Source organism: Janthinobacterium amylolyticum (assembly GCF_051380655.1).
Lineage (GTDB): Bacteria > Pseudomonadota > Gammaproteobacteria > Burkholderiales > Burkholderiaceae_D > Janthinobacterium.
This window is the reverse complement of the sequence record NZ_JBNYXL010000004.1, coordinates 83,572-98,996: the sequence shown is the minus strand read 5'-3', so window position 1 is coordinate 98,996 and position 15,425 is coordinate 83,572. Positions and strand designations below refer to the sequence as shown.

Sequence of the window (15,425 nt, the reverse complement as noted above, 5' to 3'; positions counted from 1 at the left end):
GCCCCGCCCAAGCACAGCGCGCACACGCTTGACCTTAAATTGACTGACGGTCAGTCAATATGTAAGATGCGAGGACATCAACAATGGGAGCGACTCCATGCATCGTTATCGCCGCACGGCCCTGGTGGCCGCCGCCTACCTGGGCACTTTTCTCGCGTCGCTCGACATCAGCATCGTCAACGTTGCCCTGCCCACATTGCAGACGGCGCTGGCGACGGACATGGCCGGCTTGCAGTGGGTGGTCAATGCGTATGCGCTATGCCTGTCGGCCTGCATGCTGTCGGCCGGGCCGCTGGGCGACCGGCATGGGCACAAGCGCATCTGGCTGCTGGGCGTCGCCTTGTTTACCGCCGGTTCGCTGCTGTGCGCGCTGGCCGCCAGCCTGCCGCTGCTGCTGGCGGGGCGCGCCGTGCAGGGCGTGGCGGGCGCTTTGCTGATTCCAGGCGCCATGCCAATACTCAGCCACGCCTTTCCCGATCCGCGCGAACGGGCGCATGTGATCGGCGGCTGGTCGGCCTTCAGCGCGCTGGCGCTGATTCTGGGGCCGTTGCTGGGCGGCATGCTGCTGGAGAGCACGGGATGGCAGAGCATCTTCCTGATCAATTTGCCGCTGGGTTTGCTGGCCATGTCGCTGGGCGCCTGGGGCATCACGGAGCGCCGCTACCGTGAAGAGGCGGCGCTGGACCGGGCCGGACAGGTACTCAGCATCGTCTGGCTGGGCGCGCTCACGTATGGCTTGATCGCGCTGGGTTCAAGCGATGCGCCTGCCTGGCCGCCATTGGCAGTGGCCCTGCTGGCCTTTCTCGCCTTCCTTGCCGTCGAAGCACGCGCGCCGCGCCCCTTGTTGCCGTTGCAGCTGTTTCGCGAGCGAAGCTTTGCACTGGTCAACCTGGCCTCGCTGGTGCTGGGCTTTGCCGGCTACAGCAGCCTGTTCTTTTTCTCGCTGTACCTGCAGCAAATCCAGGGCTGGGCGGCGGGCGCCAGCGGCTGGCGCATGCTGCCGCAGTTCGCTGCCATGGGCATCGTTTCACTGGGTTTTGGGCGTCTCAGCCGCCACGTGCCTTTGCGCCGCCTGATGCTGGGCGGCTACCTGCTGGCGGGACTGGTGCTGCTGGCCACGGCAACGCTGGCGCCGCACACGCCGTATGCCATCGTCGGCACCCTGTTCGGCTTGCTGGGCGTGGCCATGGGACTGGCTGTGCCGGCCACCGGCTTGCTGGCCATGGCCAGCGTGGGCAGCGAGCGCGGTGCCATGGCGTCGGCCATCATGAATGCCCTGCGGCAGGCGGGCATGACCCTGGGCGTGGCCGTGCTGGGCAGCGTGATGAGCATGCGTGCCGCCGCCATGCTGGAGCGGGCGGGACACGTTGCCGCACTGGCCGCCGGCTTCCAGCTGGCCATGCTGCTGGCGGGACTGGCATGCCTGGCGGTGGCCTTGCCGCTGTACTGGCTGCCGTCGAAATAATCCTAGTCGCGCAAACCGCTGGGCACGCGGGGCGAGGACATCAGGTCGCGGAACGCGGCCCAGTGCTCGGCGCGCGTCGTGCCCTGGCGTTCCACATAGGCTTTCGCCATGTCCTGTCCCAGGTTGTAATTGATGACATACGCGCCCATGGCGTCGTAGAACTGCAGCCGCTGCGCGGATTTTTCGGCCGGGTACAGGCGCACGTTGACCAGCCATTCCAGCGCTTCCTCGCGCGTCAGGCTGCCTTCCAGGTACTGGCGCGCGATGTCGTTGTCCGCATAGCTGAGCTTGGCCAGCAGGTGGTTCAGCTGCGTGTAGCGGGGCGCCAGCGCCGGGTCGAGGCCGGCCAGCGGGTACAGCACCCGCTGTTCGAAGTCGAGCCGCTCGGCATCCGTGAAGCTCAGTTCGATGCCGTAATTGGCCGTGCCTTCGGCGATCAGGGATTGCGGCGAGTACAGCGGATAAATGCAGTATTCCATCCAGCCCTTGGCGCGCACCAGGTCGCGCTCCAGCAGCACGTTATACACGTGGTGGCCCGGATAGGCTTCGTGGCAACCGAGATCGACGGCGCGGTCGATATACACGGGCAAGTCCGTATTGATCTGGATCACGCTCTGGTAGTTGCCCTTGTACCAGTTGTAGCCGCTCCACGGCTTGTCGCTGACAAATTCCAGCACGAAATCTTCTTCCACAGGCAAGGCGATGTACTGCAAGGTGCGTTCGCGGCCGGCGCGAATGGCCGCGTCCATGACGGCGCGCAGCTTGTCTGCGGGAATGACGAATTGCGCGCGGAAGGCGTTGACCCGGTCGCTGACCGAGCCGTCGCCCGGCAGCAGGGTGTCGATCTGCGCCACCAGTGCTTCGTAGTAAGCACGGCTGTGATGGGGCGAAACGGCGTCGTACAGGCGCGCGCTTTCCGTATCGAAATCCAGGCGCATTCCCTGCAGCATCTCCGCCTTGGCCAGCACGGCCTGCAACTGCTTGCGCAGGTTGACGGCGCGCAGGCAGTGTTCGTCCGCCAGCAGTGCCAGCGTCTCGTTCGTGGCTGCCTGGATGCCGCTCAGGCTGGCTTGCTGGTCTAGCGCTTCCTGCTGCCAGGCGGGCGGGCCGTAATACGCATCCACATATGCGGCATCGTGCAGGCCCATGGCCAGGACCAGCTTGACGTAGCGTTCGGCCACGTCGGCGAGGAGGGGAGGGTTGCTATCGTCAGGCGTCATGGCGGCAGGGTTCTCACGGTTGGCAGGCGCTTATTGTATAGCGCATTGGCACAGGCGTGAGGCGTGTACGCGCCACATCATTTCGTTACAGTAACTGGGGAAACGCATCTTGATATAGCTCAGTGAACCCGGCATTCACGGCCTGCGCGAGCGGGTTTGGCAGCAAGATGGCGGGGTTTTCTTTTTTTGCGTATCTGCGTGTTTCCCCCCCCCCCCCCTTGATCTTTCTTCGTTTATGGACGAATATGATGTACGAGATCCGGCACTACCTGACGTCATCGGGCAGGGATTTATATACGGAATGGCTGAAACGCCAGCGCGACAATACAGCCCGGGTGGCCATCGTGCGCCGCGTGTTGCGTATGATCCCCGGCAATTTCGGCGACCACAAATTTTGTCACGATGGCGTGTGGGAGTTGCGCATCGACGTGGGGGCCGGGTACCGTATCTACTATGCCATTGCCGGTGAACAGATCATTTTATTGTTATGCGGCGGCGCAAGCGCGTGGCGACAAGCGCACGCAGCCGAAAGATATCGAATACGCCTGTGCCTGCTGGCACGACTGGAAGGAGAGAGGACATGAAAGAGGTACCCGGCAAACCACCGAGCGACCGCTCGCATGACGATGCGATGGCTGAGCTGTACCGCGACGATCCCGCCTTCGCCCTGGAACTCATCAACAACATCCTCGCCGATGGCGAGCATGGCGAACTGCTGGCCGTGCTGCGCCAGCTGACGCGTGCCTTTGGCGGCGTGCCCGCCGTGGCGCGGGCGGCCAGGCTCAATCCTACCCAGCTGTACCGTACCCTGTCGCCCGACGGCAATCCATCGCTCGCCACCTTGACGGCCATCCTCGACGCCATGGGCTTGCGCCTGGCGGTGGAACCCAGGCAGCCCGAACGTCCATTTCCTGCACCGGCTGCCTGAGCGGTTTGCCGGCGGCTAGAATTCCACCGGCCTCCCCTCGCGCATGGCTTGCGTCATGGCCAGGCCGATGCGTGTCGCTTCGGTGGCATCGTGCAAGGTCAGTGACAAGCTGCGATGTCCCAGTGCCGCATCCGTGAACTCCTGCGCCTCGATCAGAAAGGCGTCGGCGAAGCGGGCATAGAAGTCTGGCGTGCATTCATTGCGCACGCCATGCGCATCTGAAATTTCCACCCGGTTCAGGCGCGGATTGCTGCCCACGGCCAGGCGGCCACCCGTGCCGAATACTTCCGTCAGGGTTTCATGGCCATGCGCCATGGTGCGCGACGCCATGAAACTGGCCATGCTGCCATCGCTGAACTCGACGGTTGCCAGGCCATTGTCGACGTCGCCGAACGCCTGCAAGCCCGTGTGGATGGCGTTGGTGCCGCTCGCATACACGCGCTTGGGCACGGGGTTGCCCAGCAGCCAGCGCGCCAGGTCGATATCGTGCACGCTGCAATCGAGAAAGATGCCGCCGCTGGTGGGGGCGAAGCGCATGAAGGCGCCGCTGGGATCGTTCTGGTCGCAGGTTTGCGAACGCACCAGGTAGGGCTTGCCGATGAGTCCTTGGGCGATCTTTTGCTGCGCGTCATGGTAGCTGGCGTCGAAGCGCCGCACGAAGCCGATCATGACCGTCAGCCGTGGGTGGCGCGCCGCTTCCGCTTCCACCTTCAGGCAGTCGGCCAGGTCCAGCGACAGCGGTTTCTCGCAAAACACATGCTTGCCGGCGCGCAGGGCGGCGATGATCTGGTCCGCATGCAGCGAGGTGGGGGTGACGAGGAAGACGGCGTCCAGGCCCGGATGGGCCAGCAGGGCGTCGTAGTCGGCATAGCCGGTGGTGATGCCGAGCTGGCTGGCGGCCCAGTCCAGTTCGGCCTGCACGGGACTGCAGGCGGCGACCACCTGCGCGTTTGGCACGCGCTGCGCCAGGTTGATGGCGTGGCGCTGGCCCAGCCGGCCCAGGCCGACGATGCCGACGTTTAATGTTGGGGATGACATGGTGTCTCCAGATATTTTTATTATTGGTTTATAAAGTGATCACGCGCTGTTCGCGCCACGACAGGGTGGCCGCCTCGGCCAATTCCAGTGCCTTCAAGCCATCGTGCACGGTGGTGCGCAGCGGCGTGCCGTGGCTGAGGGCGTCAAAGAAATGCGCCATTTCCTGCGCGTAGGCCACGCGGTAGCGTTCCAGGAAAAAATCTTCCGGCTTGTCCACGCTGACGTTGATGGCGCCATAGGCCGTCACTTCCGTCGGTTTGTGGTTGCCCGCTTGCAGCATGCCGGCGCTGCCCAGCACCTCGAAGCGCTGGTCGTAGCCGTAGGCGGCGCGGCGCGAGGCATTGATCTGGCACAAGCGTCCCTTCGCCGTGCGGATGGTGACGACGGCCGTGTCCAGGTCGCCCGCCTCGCCGATGGCCGGATCGACGAGGCAGCTGCCCGTCGCATGCACGCTGACGGCTTCATCGTCGAGTATCCAGCGGAAGATGTCGAAATCGTGGATCAGCATATCCTTGAAAATGCCGCCCGAGACCTTGATGTAGCTGACGGGCGGCGGGCCCGGGTCGCGGCTGGTGACGACCAGCAATTCCGGCGTGCCGATCTCGCCCGCTTCAATGCGTGTCTTGACGGCATTGAAAGTGGGGTCGTAGCGGCGCTGGAAACCCAGCATGCACAGCACCTTGGCTTCCTTGACGGCGGCGGCGCAGGCGCGCGCCCGGTCTATCGTCAGGTCGACGGGCTTTTCGCAAAAGATGGCCTTGCCGGCGGCGGCCGAACGCAGGATCAGGTCCGCGTGCGTGTCCGTGCTGGAGGCGATGACGACGGCCTTGATGGCCGGATCGGCCAATGCCGTTTCCACCGTGGCGCTGCTGCCGCCGTGCAAGCCGGCCAAGGCGGCCGCCGCTTCCTGGTTGACGTCGACCACGTACTTGAACTGCACGCCGGGTTGCGCGGCCAGATTGGCCGCATGGATTTTGCCGATACGTCCGGCGCCGAACAACGCTACTTCAATCATCATGTTCTCCTGGGGTGTGGATTTCTTCGATGTCGAGCTCTAGTTTGTAGGCCAGCGCGATGAACAGCGCCTGGCACAGGCAGATGGTGCTGGTCAGCGAGCGGAAGGCGAAGGCGCTGCCCTCGGTGACGGTGAGCAGCGCGTCGGCGGCCCGCGCGAGCGGGGCCAGCTTGCTGTCGGTAATCACCAGGACCTTGGCGCCCTTGTCCTGCGCCGCCTTGATGCACTGCTGGGTTTCCTTGCCGTAAGGCGAGAAACTGATGGCGATCGCCACATCGCGTTCGCGCACGCTGCGCATCTGTTCGCGGTGCATGCCGCCCAGTCCGCTGATCAGGTGCACGCGCTTGTCCGTATGCTCGAGCGCATAGGCGATGTAGGAGGCGATCGGGAAGGACCGGCGCACGCCGATCACATAGATGTTTTCCGCTTTCAGCAGCAGGTTGACGGCCGCTTCCAGCTGCGCGTCATCGAGGCCTGCCGCCAGGTCATCGAGGCCGGCGCGGCTGGCGCCGACGAATTCGCGCGTCAGGTCGCCCGCGCTGAGCGCCGCATCGCGCGTGGAAATGAGCTTGCGGATGCGCTGCTGGTAGTCGGGCGTGGCGCCGGCCTGGTCCGTATAAGCCTGGCGGAACACATCCTGCATTTCGCTAAAGCCCGTATAGCCGAAGCGCTGCGCGAAGCGCACGATGGCCGACGGCTGCACGTCGCAGGCGGCGGCGATATCGCTGATGCGTTCGAGCATCAGGCTGGCCCGGTGCTTCTCGATGTACTGGGCGATGACTTTCAACTGGCGCGACAGGTTGTCGTACTCGGCGGCAATGTGCTGCATCAATTGTTCGATGGGGGCGGTGGCTGCCATGATTTTTTCCTTGGTCTGCTTGCTGGGCCGTGCCATCGGCACGGCTGGTTCTGGCGAGAATTATAGGAGGGAAATCCGAAAATAGAAACGAATTTCTATTTAAATTTAATTTGAAAATTTTATTGCATTTGTCTTTTTTGTGGCCTAAGCTGTGCGCAGTGCATCGGTTTGCATGCCGCAATGGCAAGCCGGTGACACCCTTCATAAAAGCTCGCAACTATAAAAATTAATCCGTCTAGGAGACATTCATGCATAGCAATAAAAGCAAGGGTTTGATGAAGTGCCTGGCCATCGCCAGCCTGGGTCTGAGCCTGGGCTTGAGCACCGGCGCCAGCCACGCTGCCGGCGAGAAATTCGTCATGGTCAGCCACGCGCCCGATTCCGATTCCTGGTGGAACACCATCAAGAACGCCATCAAGCAGGCGGGCGAGGACTTCAATGTCTCCGTCGACTACCGCAATCCACCGAATGGCGACCTGGCCGACATGGCGCGCCTGATCGAGCAATCGGCTGCCCGCAACTACGATGGCTTGATCGCCGACATTGCCGACTTCAGCGTGCTGCAAAAGCCGCTGGGCACGGTGGTGGCCAAGAAGATCATGCTGGTGACCATCAATTCGGGCACCCTGGCGCAGAGTGAACAGCTGAAAGCCATCATGCACGTGGGCCAGCCCGAGTATGACGCGGGCCTGGGCGCCGGCAAGCGCGCCAAGGAAGCGGGCATCAAGTCCTTTGTGTGCGTGAATCACTATGCGATGAATGCCTCGTCGTTCGAACGCTGCCGCGGCTTTGCCGACGCGCTCGGCGTCGACTTCAAGTCGTCCACGCTGGACACCAATGGCGTCGATCCAGGCGTGATCGAAAGCAAGGTCAGCGCCTATCTGCGCAGCAATCCGAAGACCCAGGCCGTGCTGGCGCTGGGTCCGGATTCGGCCCCGCCGGCCATGCGCGCCGTCGAGAAGCTGGGCTTGAAAGGCAAGATGTACTTCGCCAGCTTCGACTTGTCGGAAGAGATCGCCAAGGGCATCAAGGATGGCAGCATCCAGTTCGCCATCGACCAGCAGCCCTACCTGCAAGGCTACATTCCTGTCGCCGTGATGGCCATCATGAAGCAGCAGAAGATCACGGACCTGGCCAAGGTCAAGGAAATCCTGATCGCCAATCCGAAATACCAGGCCCGCCTGGCGGAATACGGCTTGACGCCCATCTATGGCCCGCGCCACATCAGCTCCGGCCCCGGCTTCGTGACCAAGGACAACATCGCCAAGGTCGAAAAGTACGCCGGCCAATACCGCTAATCCACACAGTCGCCACCGGGTTTGCCCAGCGCCGCACCGCCTCCCGCGGGCGGCGCCCGGGAGGCACACGCCTGGCGCCAGCGATGCTGGCGATAAGTAATAGCATCAAGTAACAGTGAAAGGACTTTGTATGACTGCGCTCAAATCCAGCCTGGCCAGCCCCGGCATGAATCCTCCTCCGCCATCCGGCGCCTCCAGCACACCCGCACCAGCCGCCGATGAGCGCGTGGGCACGACAAGCTGGGTCAAACGGTTTTTTGGCCGTCCCGAATTCGCCTCGATTTCCGGCGCCGTGCTCGTGTTCGCCTTCTTCGTCATCACGGCCGGCGATTCCGGCATGTTCAACCTCGATGGCGTCGTCAACTGGATGCAAGTGGCATCCTACCTGGGTATCATCGCCATCGGCGCCTGCCTGTTGATGATCGCCGGTGAATTCGACCTGTCGATCGGCTCCATGATCGGCTTTGCCGGCATGATGATCGCCATCCCGACCATCTATTTCCAGTGGCCATTGTGGGCCGCCATTATTTTCGCTTTCGCCGGTTCCATGGCGCTGGGCTGGCTCAACGGCTATATCGTCATCAAGACGCGCTTGCCATCGTTCATTGTCACCCTGGCTTTCCTCTTCATCCTGCGCGGCCTGACCCTGGCCCTGTCGATCATGTTCGCCAACCGCACCATCGTCAGCGGCGTGGGCGACCTGGCCGCCAACGACTGGCTGGCCAGCCTGCTGTTCCAGGGCAATGTCGCCACCGGCCTGTTCCACTGGATGGGCGCGCATGGCTGGATCGCCGTGCTCGACGATGGCTCGCCGCTCGTGAAAGGCATTCCCAAAGTCATCGCCTGGTGGCTGGTGCTGGCCGCCGGCGCCGCGTTTGTCTTGTCGCGCACGCGCTTCGGCAACTGGATGTTTGCCGTGGGCGGCGATGCCAACGCGGCCAAGAATGTGGGCGTGCCGGTGCGCAAGGTAAAGATTTCCCTGTTTGTCTTCACGGCTTTCTGCGCCTGCCTGTTTGCCACCTTGCAAGTGTGCGATATCGGTTCGGCCGCCGCCGATCGTGGCATGCAAAAGGAATTCGAAGCCATCATCGCGGCCGTCATCGGCGGCGCCTTGCTGACGGGCGGCTACGGTTCCGTCGTCGGCGCCTGCTTCGGCGCGCTGATCTTCGGCGTGGTGCAGATCGGCATCACCTACACCAACATCAATTCGGACTGGTTCCGCGTGTTCCTCGGCGTGATGCTGCTGATCGCCGTGCTGTTCAATAACTTTGTACGCTCACGCGTCACGGAAGCGAGATAAATCATGAGCGAGCATATTCTTGCCCTGGAAAATGTCAGCAAGCGCTTCGGCTCCGTGCTGGCCCTGCAAAACATCACCATGCGGCTGAAGGAAGGGGAGGTGCATTGTTTGCTGGGCGATAACGGCGCCGGCAAGTCGACCCTGATCAAGACCCTGGCCGGCGTGCACAAGCCGACCGACGGGCAATACCTGGTCGATGGCCGGCCCGTCGTCTTCAATTCGCCCAGCGAAGCGCTGGACATGGGCGTGGCCACCGTCTACCAGGACCTGGCGCTGGTGCCATTGCTGTCCGTGGCGCGCAATTTCTTCATGGGCCGCGAGCCGATGAAAAAGCTGCTGGGCCTGGTGCCCGTGATGGATATCGATTATGCGGCCGAGACGGCGCGCGCCAAGCTGGCCGAGATGGGCATCATGGTGCGCGACCCGCACCAGGCCATCGGCACCATGTCCGGCGGCGAAAAGCAGTGCCTGGCCATTGCCCGCGCCATCCACTTCGGCGCCCGCGTGCTGATCCTCGACGAGCCAACGGCCGCGCTGGGCGTGAAGCAGTCGTTCAATGTGCTGAAACTGATCTACAAGGCGCGCGAGCGCGGCATTTCCGTGATCTTTATCACGCACAATGTGCACCATGCGTATCCGGTCGGCGATTCGTTTACCTTGCTGAACCGGGGCAAGTCGCTGGGCACCTTCACCAAGGAAACGGTGAGCAAGGATGCCTTGCTGGACATGATGGCGGGCGGCGCGGAAATGCAAACGCTGATGAGTGAACTCGACGGTGTCACGATTTAAGGATAGCCATGAATAATTCCACACAATTTGCCCAGGGCCGGGCGCTGGATGTCATCTGCCTGGGCCGCCTGGCGGTGGACCTGTACGCGCAGCAGATCGGCAGCCCGCTGGAAGACGTCAGCAGCTTCGCCAAATACCTGGGCGGCTCGTCGGCGAACATCGCCTTCGGCACGGCGCGGCTGGGCTTGAAGTCCGCCATGCTGTCGAAAGTGGGCGACGACCACATGGGCCGCTTCCTGACGGCTACCTTGTCCAGGGAAGGCTGCGATGTCAGCCATGTGGGCATCGACCAGGATCGCCTGACGGCGCTGGTGATGCTCGGCATCAAGGATAAAAATACCTTTCCGCTGATTTTCTACCGTGAAAATTGCGCCGACATGGCCATCGATCCCGCATCGGTGGATGCGGCCTTCATTGCGTCGAGCAAGGCATTGCTGATCACCGGCACGCATTTCTCTACCAGCGCCATGCACGCCGTCAGCACGCAAGCCTTGAAACTGGCCCGCGCCAATAACGTGCGCACCGTGCTCGACATCGATTACCGGCCCGTGCTGTGGGGCTTGTCGGGCAAGGCCGATGGCGAAACGCGTTTCGTTTCCAACGAAGGCGTGACCAGGCACTTGCAAGCCATCCTGCCGCATTTTGATTTGATCGTCGGCACGGAAGAGGAATTCATGATCGCCGGCGGCGGCGCCGACATCATGGCGTCCTTGCGCGCCGTGCGGGCCGCCACCCTGGCCACCCTGGTCGTCAAGCGCGGGCCGCTGGGCAGCGCCGTCATCGACAATGTGGTGCCGGCCAGTCTGGATGACGCGTATAACTACCGCGGCGTGCGCGTCGACGTGCTCAACGTGCTGGGCGCGGGCGACGCGTTTCTGTCCGGCTTCCTGAAAGGCTGGCTGCGCGGCGAAGGCTATGAAGCATGCTGCCGCTACGCGAATGCCTGCGGTGCGCTGGTGGTGTCGCGCCACGCTTGCGCGCCGGCCATGCCGTCGCCCGTCGAGCTCGACTATTTCCTGGCCAACGCAGCCAGGCTGGCGCAGCCGGACCAGGACGCCACCTTGTCGCGCTTGCACCGCACGACGGTGGCGCGCCAGCAGTGGGACGAATTGTGCGTGTTTGCTTTCGACCACCGCACGCAGTTCTTCGAACTGGCGCAGCAGACGGGTGCGCCCGAAGCGCGCATCGCCGCCTTGAAGCAGCTGATGGTGCAAGCCGTGGCGCAGACGGAAACGGCGTTGAAACTGGCCGGCAAGACGGGCGTGCTGATCGATGGCCGCTATGGCGTCGATGCGCTCAATGATGCGACCGGGCGCGGCTGGTGGATCGGCCGTCCCGTGGAATTGCCGGGTTCCAACCCGTTGCAATTCGACTGGGGCCGCTCCATCGGCTCGCACCTGCTCAGCTGGCCGAAGGAGCATGTGATCAAATGCCTGGTGCAGCTGCATCCGGACGACGCCGTGGAAAACCGGCTGGAACAGGAAGCGCAGATCAAGGCCCTGTATGACGCGGCGCAAGTGAGCGGTCACGAACTCTTGCTCGAAGTCATACCGTCGGACGCCTTGCCGCACAGCGACGATACGGTGCTGCGCGCCGTCAAACGCCTGTACAACCTGGGCATCTATCCGGAGTGGTGGAAGCTGGAAAGCATGACGGCCAAGCAATGGCAAGCCATCGACGCGCTGGTGCAGGAGCGCGATCCGTATTGCCGTGGCGTCGTGCTGCTGGGCTTGAATGCGCCCATCGATGCGCTGGCCGCCAGTTTCGAGCAGGCCAGCGCCAGCACCACCTGCCGCGGCTTCATGGTGGGACGCACCATCTTCCAGGAACCGAGCCGCCGCTGGCTGGCGGGCGAACTCGACGATGCGGGCCTGATCGCCGCAGTGCGCGCCAACTTCGAACAACTGATTTCCCTGTGGCAGCGCACCCGCAACCGCCTGGAGCGTGCGGCATGAGCGCCATCCCACACAAAACCGTGCGCTTGACCATGGCGCAGGCGCTGGTGCGCTACCTGGCTGCCTTGCGCACGGAAGAGGGCGAAGCGTTGTTCGGCGGCGCCTTCGCCATCTTTGGCCACGGCAACGTGGCGGGCCTGGGCGAGGCGCTGTACCAGTACAAGGACAGCTTCCCGACCTACCGCGCGCACAACGAACAGGCGATGGCGCATGCGGCCATTGCCTATGCGAAAGCGCACATGCGCCGGCGCATGATGGCCGTCACCAGTTCCATCGGCCCGGGCGCCACCAATTTGCTGACGGCCGCCGCGCTGGCCCACGTGAACCGCTTGCCGGTATTGCTCTTGCCCGGCGACGTGTTTGTCTCGCGCGCGCCGGACCCGGTGCTGCAGCAGCTGGAAGATGCGGGCGACGGCAGCGTGTCCGTCAACGATGCCTTCAAGCCGCTGTCGCGCTATTTCGACCGCATCGTGTATCCGGAGCAATTGCTGACGGCCTTGCCGCGTGCCATTGCCGCCTTGACGGACCCGGCCGCCTGCGGTCCCGTGACCCTGTCCTTGCCGCAAGACGTGCAGACGATGGCGTATGACTACCCTGAAGAATTCTTTGCGCCGAGGACTGTGCGCTTCCGCGCCGTGCCGCCCGTCGAGCAGGAACTGGAAGAGGCGGCAGCGCTGTTGAAAAACGCGAAACAGCCGCTGATCGTCGCCGGTGGCGGCGTGCTGTACGGCAAGGCCAGCGCCGCCTTGCAGGCCTTTGCCGAGCGCCATGGCATTCCCGTGGCCGAGACACAGGCGGGCAAGAGCGCGCTGCCGTGGGACCACCCCTTGCAGCTGGGCGCCATCGGCGTGACGGGTTCGCCTGCGGCAAATGCCCTGGCGGCCGAGGCGGACGTGGTGCTGGCCGTGGGCACGCGCCTGCAGGATTTCACGACGGGGTCGAATTCCCTGTTCGGGCAGGCGCAATTGCTCAGCCTTAATGTGAATGCCTTCGACGCCCTGAAACGCCGTGGCCTGGGCTTGCAGGCGGACGGGACACTAGGCTTGCAAGGCCTGTCGCGCCAGCTGGGCAGCTGGAACAGCGCCGGGCAATGGATGGATCGCGCGCAGCAGGCGGGCCACGCCTGGCGCGCGACGGTGGCAAGCATCACCGGCAAGCGCGAAGTGGCCGGCTTGCCGTATGACGGCGAAGTCATCGGCGCCGTGCAACGCTCCGCAGCGGACTCCGCCACGCGCGATATCGTCGTCTGCGCGGCGGGCACCTTGCCGGCCGAGCTGCACAAGCTGTGGCGCACCAGCACGCCCGGTGGCTACCACATGGAGTACGGCTACTCGTGCATGGGTTATGAAATCGCCGGCGGCCTCGGCGTCAAGATGGCCAAGCCCGATGCCGAGGTCATCGTCATGGTGGGCGATGGCAGCTACCTGATGATGAATTCGGAAATCGCCACTTCCGTGATGCTGGGCAAAAAACTCATCATCGTCGTGCTGGACAACCGGGGCTACGGCTGCATCAACCGCCTGCAGCAAGCGTGCGGCAATCCATCGTTCAACAATATGCTGCCTGACGGCGCGCCGCATATCGATTTTGCCCTGCATGCGCAATCGCTGGGGGCGCTGTCCGAACACGTGGACTCGATTGCCGCGCTGGAGCAAGCCATGCTGCGCGCCCGGGCCGCCACCCGCACGTATCTGATCTGCATCGACACGGATGCGACGCGCACAACAGAAGAGGGCGGTTGCTGGTGGGAAGTGGCCGTACCCGAGGTCTCTACCCAGCCCGGCGTGCAAGCTGCCCGCGCCCGTTATGAACTTGACCGCCAAGGACAACAAAAATGAACGCACCAAGCTGGAATGTGAAGATCGGCATCAACCCGATCTCGTGGATGAACGATGACTTGCCGTCGCTGGGCGGCGAGACGCCTCTGGAAACCGCCTTGAAGGAGGGCGCCGAGATCGGCTACGTGGGCTTTGAACTGGGCAACAAGTTCCCCAAGGATGCACCATCGCTGAATGCCGTGCTGGGAAAATATGGCCTGGCGTGCGTGTCCGGCTGGTATTCGGGACGGCTGGTACACCGGTCGGTCGAGGAAGAAATTGCGGCGGTGCAATCGCATTTACGCTTGCTTGCCGACAGCGGCGCCACCGTCATGGTCTACGGCGAAGTGGCGGACGCCATCCAGGGCGAAGCGCGCCCCCTGTACAAGCGCCCGCGTTTCCAGTCACAGCAGCAATGGCAGCACTACGCCGACAAATTGACGGCCTTTGCCGCGCATCTGCTGGCGCACGGCGTGCGCCTGGCCTACCACCATCACATGGGCGCCTATGTGGAAACCCCTGCCGACGTGGACCAGCTGATGGCCCTGACGGGAGCGGAAGTGGGCTTGCTGTTCGACACGGGCCACATCACCTTTGCGGGCGGCGACGCGCTGGCGGTGCTGAACAAGCATATCGATCGCATCTGCCACGTGCATTGCAAGGACGTGCGTCCCAATGTGGTGAAACTGGCCCGCAATGGCCACTGGAGTTTCCTCCAAGCCGTCATCAATGGCGCTTTCAGCGTGCCAGGCGACGGCAGCATCGACTTTCCGGCGATTTTGACGCGCTTGTATCTGCACGGCTACGAAGGCTGGCTGGTGGTGGAAGCGGAGCAGGACCCGGCCGTCGCGCCCAGCTACGAATACGCGAAGATGGGCCACGATTACCTGGCGCAACTGGTTGACGCCATCCCGCGCCTGGGCCGGGAGGCGGCATGAGCCCGCTATTGGTGAAGGCGGACAAGGGCGGCGGCAAGCTCGTCGAAGTCACGCCCGCGTCGGCCGGCTGGACGCACGTCGGTTTCGCCGCGCACCGGCTGGCCGCCGGCGAAGCGCTGAGCCTGCAGACGGGCAGCCGCGAGCTGTGCATCGTCGTGCTGACGGGCACGGTCAACGTGCAGGCGGGCGGGCAGACGTGGCGCGAGATCGGCGGGCGTGCCAGCGTGTTCGAGGAGCGCTCGCCATATGCCGTATATGTGCCGCTGGAAACGGCGGTCAGCATCACGGCCGTCGGCGACGCCGAGGTGGCGCTGTGCAGCGCGCCAGCCGCCACGCACCGTCCGGCGCGCCTGATCGAGCCCGCCAGCATGACGCGCTCCGTGCGCGGCAAGGGCGCCAATACCCGCTATGTATGCGACATCCTGCCGCAGACGGCCGAGGCCGATGGCTTGCTGGTGGTGGAAGTGGTGACGCCGTCGGGCCACTCGTCCAGTTACCCGCCGCACAAGCACGATGACGACAATATTCCGACCGAGAGTTCGCTGGAAGAAACGTATTACCACCGCTTGAATCCCGAGCAGGGCTTTGCCTTTCAACGCGTCTATACGGATGACCGCAGCATCGACGAAGCCATGGCCGTGGAAAACCACGACGTGGTGATGGTGCCGCGCGGCTACCACCCCGTGACCGTGCCGTATGGCTACGACGGCTATTACCTGAACGTGATGGCCGGCCCGAAACGCGTGTGGCACTTTAAAAACGACCCGGCCCACGAGTGGCTGATGAATACCAAATAAAGGAAT

The 15,425-nt window shown here is 63.6% G+C and carries 14 protein-coding genes; 10 read left to right on the top strand and 4 right to left on the bottom strand.

All coding sequences use genetic code 11. The annotated features are described in order from the left end of the window. The first annotated feature begins 97 nt into the window (after positions 1-97). Positions 98-1,465: an MFS transporter gene (locus ACQ4WR_RS09715; protein ID WP_436486899.1), complete on the top strand. Its 1,368-nt coding sequence runs from the start codon at positions 98-100 to the stop codon at positions 1,463-1,465. Between the two features lie 2 nt (positions 1,466-1,467). Here ACQ4WR_RS09715 and ACQ4WR_RS09710 read toward each other — a convergent pair whose 3' ends face one another. Next, positions 1,468-2,685 carry a hypothetical protein gene (locus ACQ4WR_RS09710; protein ID WP_436486897.1) on the bottom strand — a complete coding sequence of 406 codons (1,218 nt, stop codon included), beginning with the start codon at positions 2,683-2,685 and terminating at the stop codon, positions 1,468-1,470. Positions 2,686-2,930: 245 nt separating this feature from the next. On the opposite strand from ACQ4WR_RS09710, the gene ACQ4WR_RS09705 reads away from it, so the two are divergent. Both ACQ4WR_RS09705 and ACQ4WR_RS09700 read left to right on the top strand, forming a co-directional pair. Then, positions 2,931-3,269: a type II toxin-antitoxin system RelE/ParE family toxin gene (locus ACQ4WR_RS09705; RefSeq protein ID WP_374755236.1), complete on the top strand. Its 339-nt coding sequence runs from the start codon at positions 2,931-2,933 to the stop codon at positions 3,267-3,269. After that, complete coding sequence (locus tag ACQ4WR_RS09700; RefSeq protein WP_102293999.1) at positions 3,266-3,613, top strand: helix-turn-helix domain-containing transcriptional regulator; 348 nt, start codon at positions 3,266-3,268, stop codon at positions 3,611-3,613. Before ACQ4WR_RS09705 ends, ACQ4WR_RS09700 begins: the two co-directional genes overlap by 4 nt. A gap of 15 nt (positions 3,614-3,628) precedes the next feature. Here ACQ4WR_RS09700 and ACQ4WR_RS09695 read toward each other — a convergent pair whose 3' ends face one another. From ACQ4WR_RS09695 to ACQ4WR_RS09685, 3 genes are read right to left on the bottom strand one after another with little or no spacing between them, the layout of a single operon-like run. Then, positions 3,629-4,651 carry a Gfo/Idh/MocA family oxidoreductase gene (locus tag ACQ4WR_RS09695; RefSeq protein WP_436486894.1) on the bottom strand — a complete coding sequence of 341 codons (1,023 nt, stop codon included), beginning with the start codon at positions 4,649-4,651 and terminating at the stop codon, positions 3,629-3,631. Positions 4,652-4,679: 28 nt separating this feature from the next. After that, positions 4,680-5,666, bottom strand: coding sequence for an inositol 2-dehydrogenase (gene iolG, locus ACQ4WR_RS09690; protein WP_436487318.1), 987 nt, complete (start codon positions 5,664-5,666; stop codon positions 4,680-4,682). Then, on the bottom strand, positions 5,659-6,525 hold the full coding sequence (locus ACQ4WR_RS09685; RefSeq protein WP_034757651.1) for a MurR/RpiR family transcriptional regulator: 867 nt from the start codon (positions 6,523-6,525) through the stop codon (positions 5,659-5,661). Before ACQ4WR_RS09685 ends, iolG begins: the two co-directional genes overlap by 8 nt. 248 nt (positions 6,526-6,773) lie before the next feature. On the opposite strand from ACQ4WR_RS09685, the gene ACQ4WR_RS09680 reads away from it, so the two are divergent. The 7 genes from ACQ4WR_RS09680 (at position 6,774) to iolB (ending at position 15,419) form a co-directional block, all read left to right on the top strand. Then, the gene (locus ACQ4WR_RS09680) at positions 6,774-7,823 is read left to right on the top strand and encodes a sugar ABC transporter substrate-binding protein (RefSeq protein ID WP_102294003.1); all 1,050 of its coding nucleotides are present in this window, start codon (positions 6,774-6,776) and stop codon (positions 7,821-7,823) included. 166 nt (positions 7,824-7,989) lie between these two features. Further along, positions 7,990-9,123, top strand: coding sequence for an ABC transporter permease (locus ACQ4WR_RS09675; RefSeq protein ID WP_436487316.1), 1,134 nt, complete (start codon positions 7,990-7,992; stop codon positions 9,121-9,123). A gap of 3 nt (positions 9,124-9,126) precedes the next feature. After that, on the top strand, positions 9,127-9,912 hold the full coding sequence (locus tag ACQ4WR_RS09670; RefSeq protein WP_436486892.1) for an ATP-binding cassette domain-containing protein: 786 nt from the start codon (positions 9,127-9,129) through the stop codon (positions 9,910-9,912). Positions 9,913-9,920: 8 nt separating this feature from the next. Next, entirely contained in the window at positions 9,921-11,867 is a 1,947-nt protein-coding gene (locus tag ACQ4WR_RS09665; RefSeq protein ID WP_436486890.1) for a bifunctional 5-dehydro-2-deoxygluconokinase/5-dehydro-2-deoxyphosphogluconate aldolase, read from the top strand. Then, the gene (gene iolD, locus ACQ4WR_RS09660; protein WP_436486889.1) at positions 11,864-13,705 is read left to right on the top strand and encodes a 3D-(3,5/4)-trihydroxycyclohexane-1,2-dione acylhydrolase (decyclizing); all 1,842 of its coding nucleotides are present in this window, start codon (positions 11,864-11,866) and stop codon (positions 13,703-13,705) included. The genes ACQ4WR_RS09665 and iolD overlap by 4 nt, the downstream gene beginning before the upstream one ends. Continuing rightward, positions 13,702-14,622 (top strand): myo-inosose-2 dehydratase, encoded by a 921-nt coding sequence (iolE, locus tag ACQ4WR_RS09655; RefSeq protein ID WP_102294008.1) that lies wholly within the window; start codon positions 13,702-13,704, stop codon positions 14,620-14,622. Before iolD ends, iolE begins: the two co-directional genes overlap by 4 nt. Beyond that, the gene (gene iolB, locus ACQ4WR_RS09650) at positions 14,619-15,419 is read left to right on the top strand and encodes a 5-deoxy-glucuronate isomerase (RefSeq protein ID WP_436486886.1); all 801 of its coding nucleotides are present in this window, start codon (positions 14,619-14,621) and stop codon (positions 15,417-15,419) included. The genes iolE and iolB overlap by 4 nt, the downstream gene beginning before the upstream one ends. Positions 15,420-15,425 lie beyond the last annotated feature (6 nt).

What these genes read in the sequence shown, in the direction of transcription:
- ACQ4WR_RS09695 (WP_436486894.1), bottom strand. Translation starts at nt 4,651, where the DNA reads ATGTCATCCCCAACATTAAACGTCGGCATCGTCGGCCTGGGCCGGCTG.
- ACQ4WR_RS09715 (WP_436486899.1), top strand. Translation starts at nt 98, where the DNA reads ATGCATCGTTATCGCCGCACGGCCCTGGTGGCCGCCGCCTACCTGGGC.
- ACQ4WR_RS09670 (WP_436486892.1), top strand. Translation starts at nt 9,127, where the DNA reads ATGAGCGAGCATATTCTTGCCCTGGAAAATGTCAGCAAGCGCTTCGGC.
- ACQ4WR_RS09710 (WP_436486897.1), bottom strand. Translation starts at nt 2,685, where the DNA reads ATGACGCCTGACGATAGCAACCCTCCCCTCCTCGCCGACGTGGCCGAA.
- ACQ4WR_RS09675 (WP_436487316.1), top strand. Translation starts at nt 7,990, where the DNA reads ATGAATCCTCCTCCGCCATCCGGCGCCTCCAGCACACCCGCACCAGCC.
- ACQ4WR_RS09665 (WP_436486890.1), top strand. Translation starts at nt 9,921, where the DNA reads ATGAATAATTCCACACAATTTGCCCAGGGCCGGGCGCTGGATGTCATC.
- ACQ4WR_RS09700 (WP_102293999.1), top strand. Translation starts at nt 3,266, where the DNA reads ATGAAAGAGGTACCCGGCAAACCACCGAGCGACCGCTCGCATGACGAT.
- iolE (WP_102294008.1), top strand. Translation starts at nt 13,702, where the DNA reads ATGAACGCACCAAGCTGGAATGTGAAGATCGGCATCAACCCGATCTCG.
- iolG (WP_436487318.1), bottom strand. Translation starts at nt 5,666, where the DNA reads ATGATTGAAGTAGCGTTGTTCGGCGCCGGACGTATCGGCAAAATCCAT.
- ACQ4WR_RS09680 (WP_102294003.1), top strand. Translation starts at nt 6,774, where the DNA reads ATGCATAGCAATAAAAGCAAGGGTTTGATGAAGTGCCTGGCCATCGCC.
- iolD (WP_436486889.1), top strand. Translation starts at nt 11,864, where the DNA reads ATGAGCGCCATCCCACACAAAACCGTGCGCTTGACCATGGCGCAGGCG.
- iolB (WP_436486886.1), top strand. Translation starts at nt 14,619, where the DNA reads ATGAGCCCGCTATTGGTGAAGGCGGACAAGGGCGGCGGCAAGCTCGTC.
- ACQ4WR_RS09705 (WP_374755236.1), top strand. Translation starts at nt 2,931, where the DNA reads ATGATGTACGAGATCCGGCACTACCTGACGTCATCGGGCAGGGATTTA.
- ACQ4WR_RS09685 (WP_034757651.1), bottom strand. Translation starts at nt 6,525, where the DNA reads ATGGCAGCCACCGCCCCCATCGAACAATTGATGCAGCACATTGCCGCC.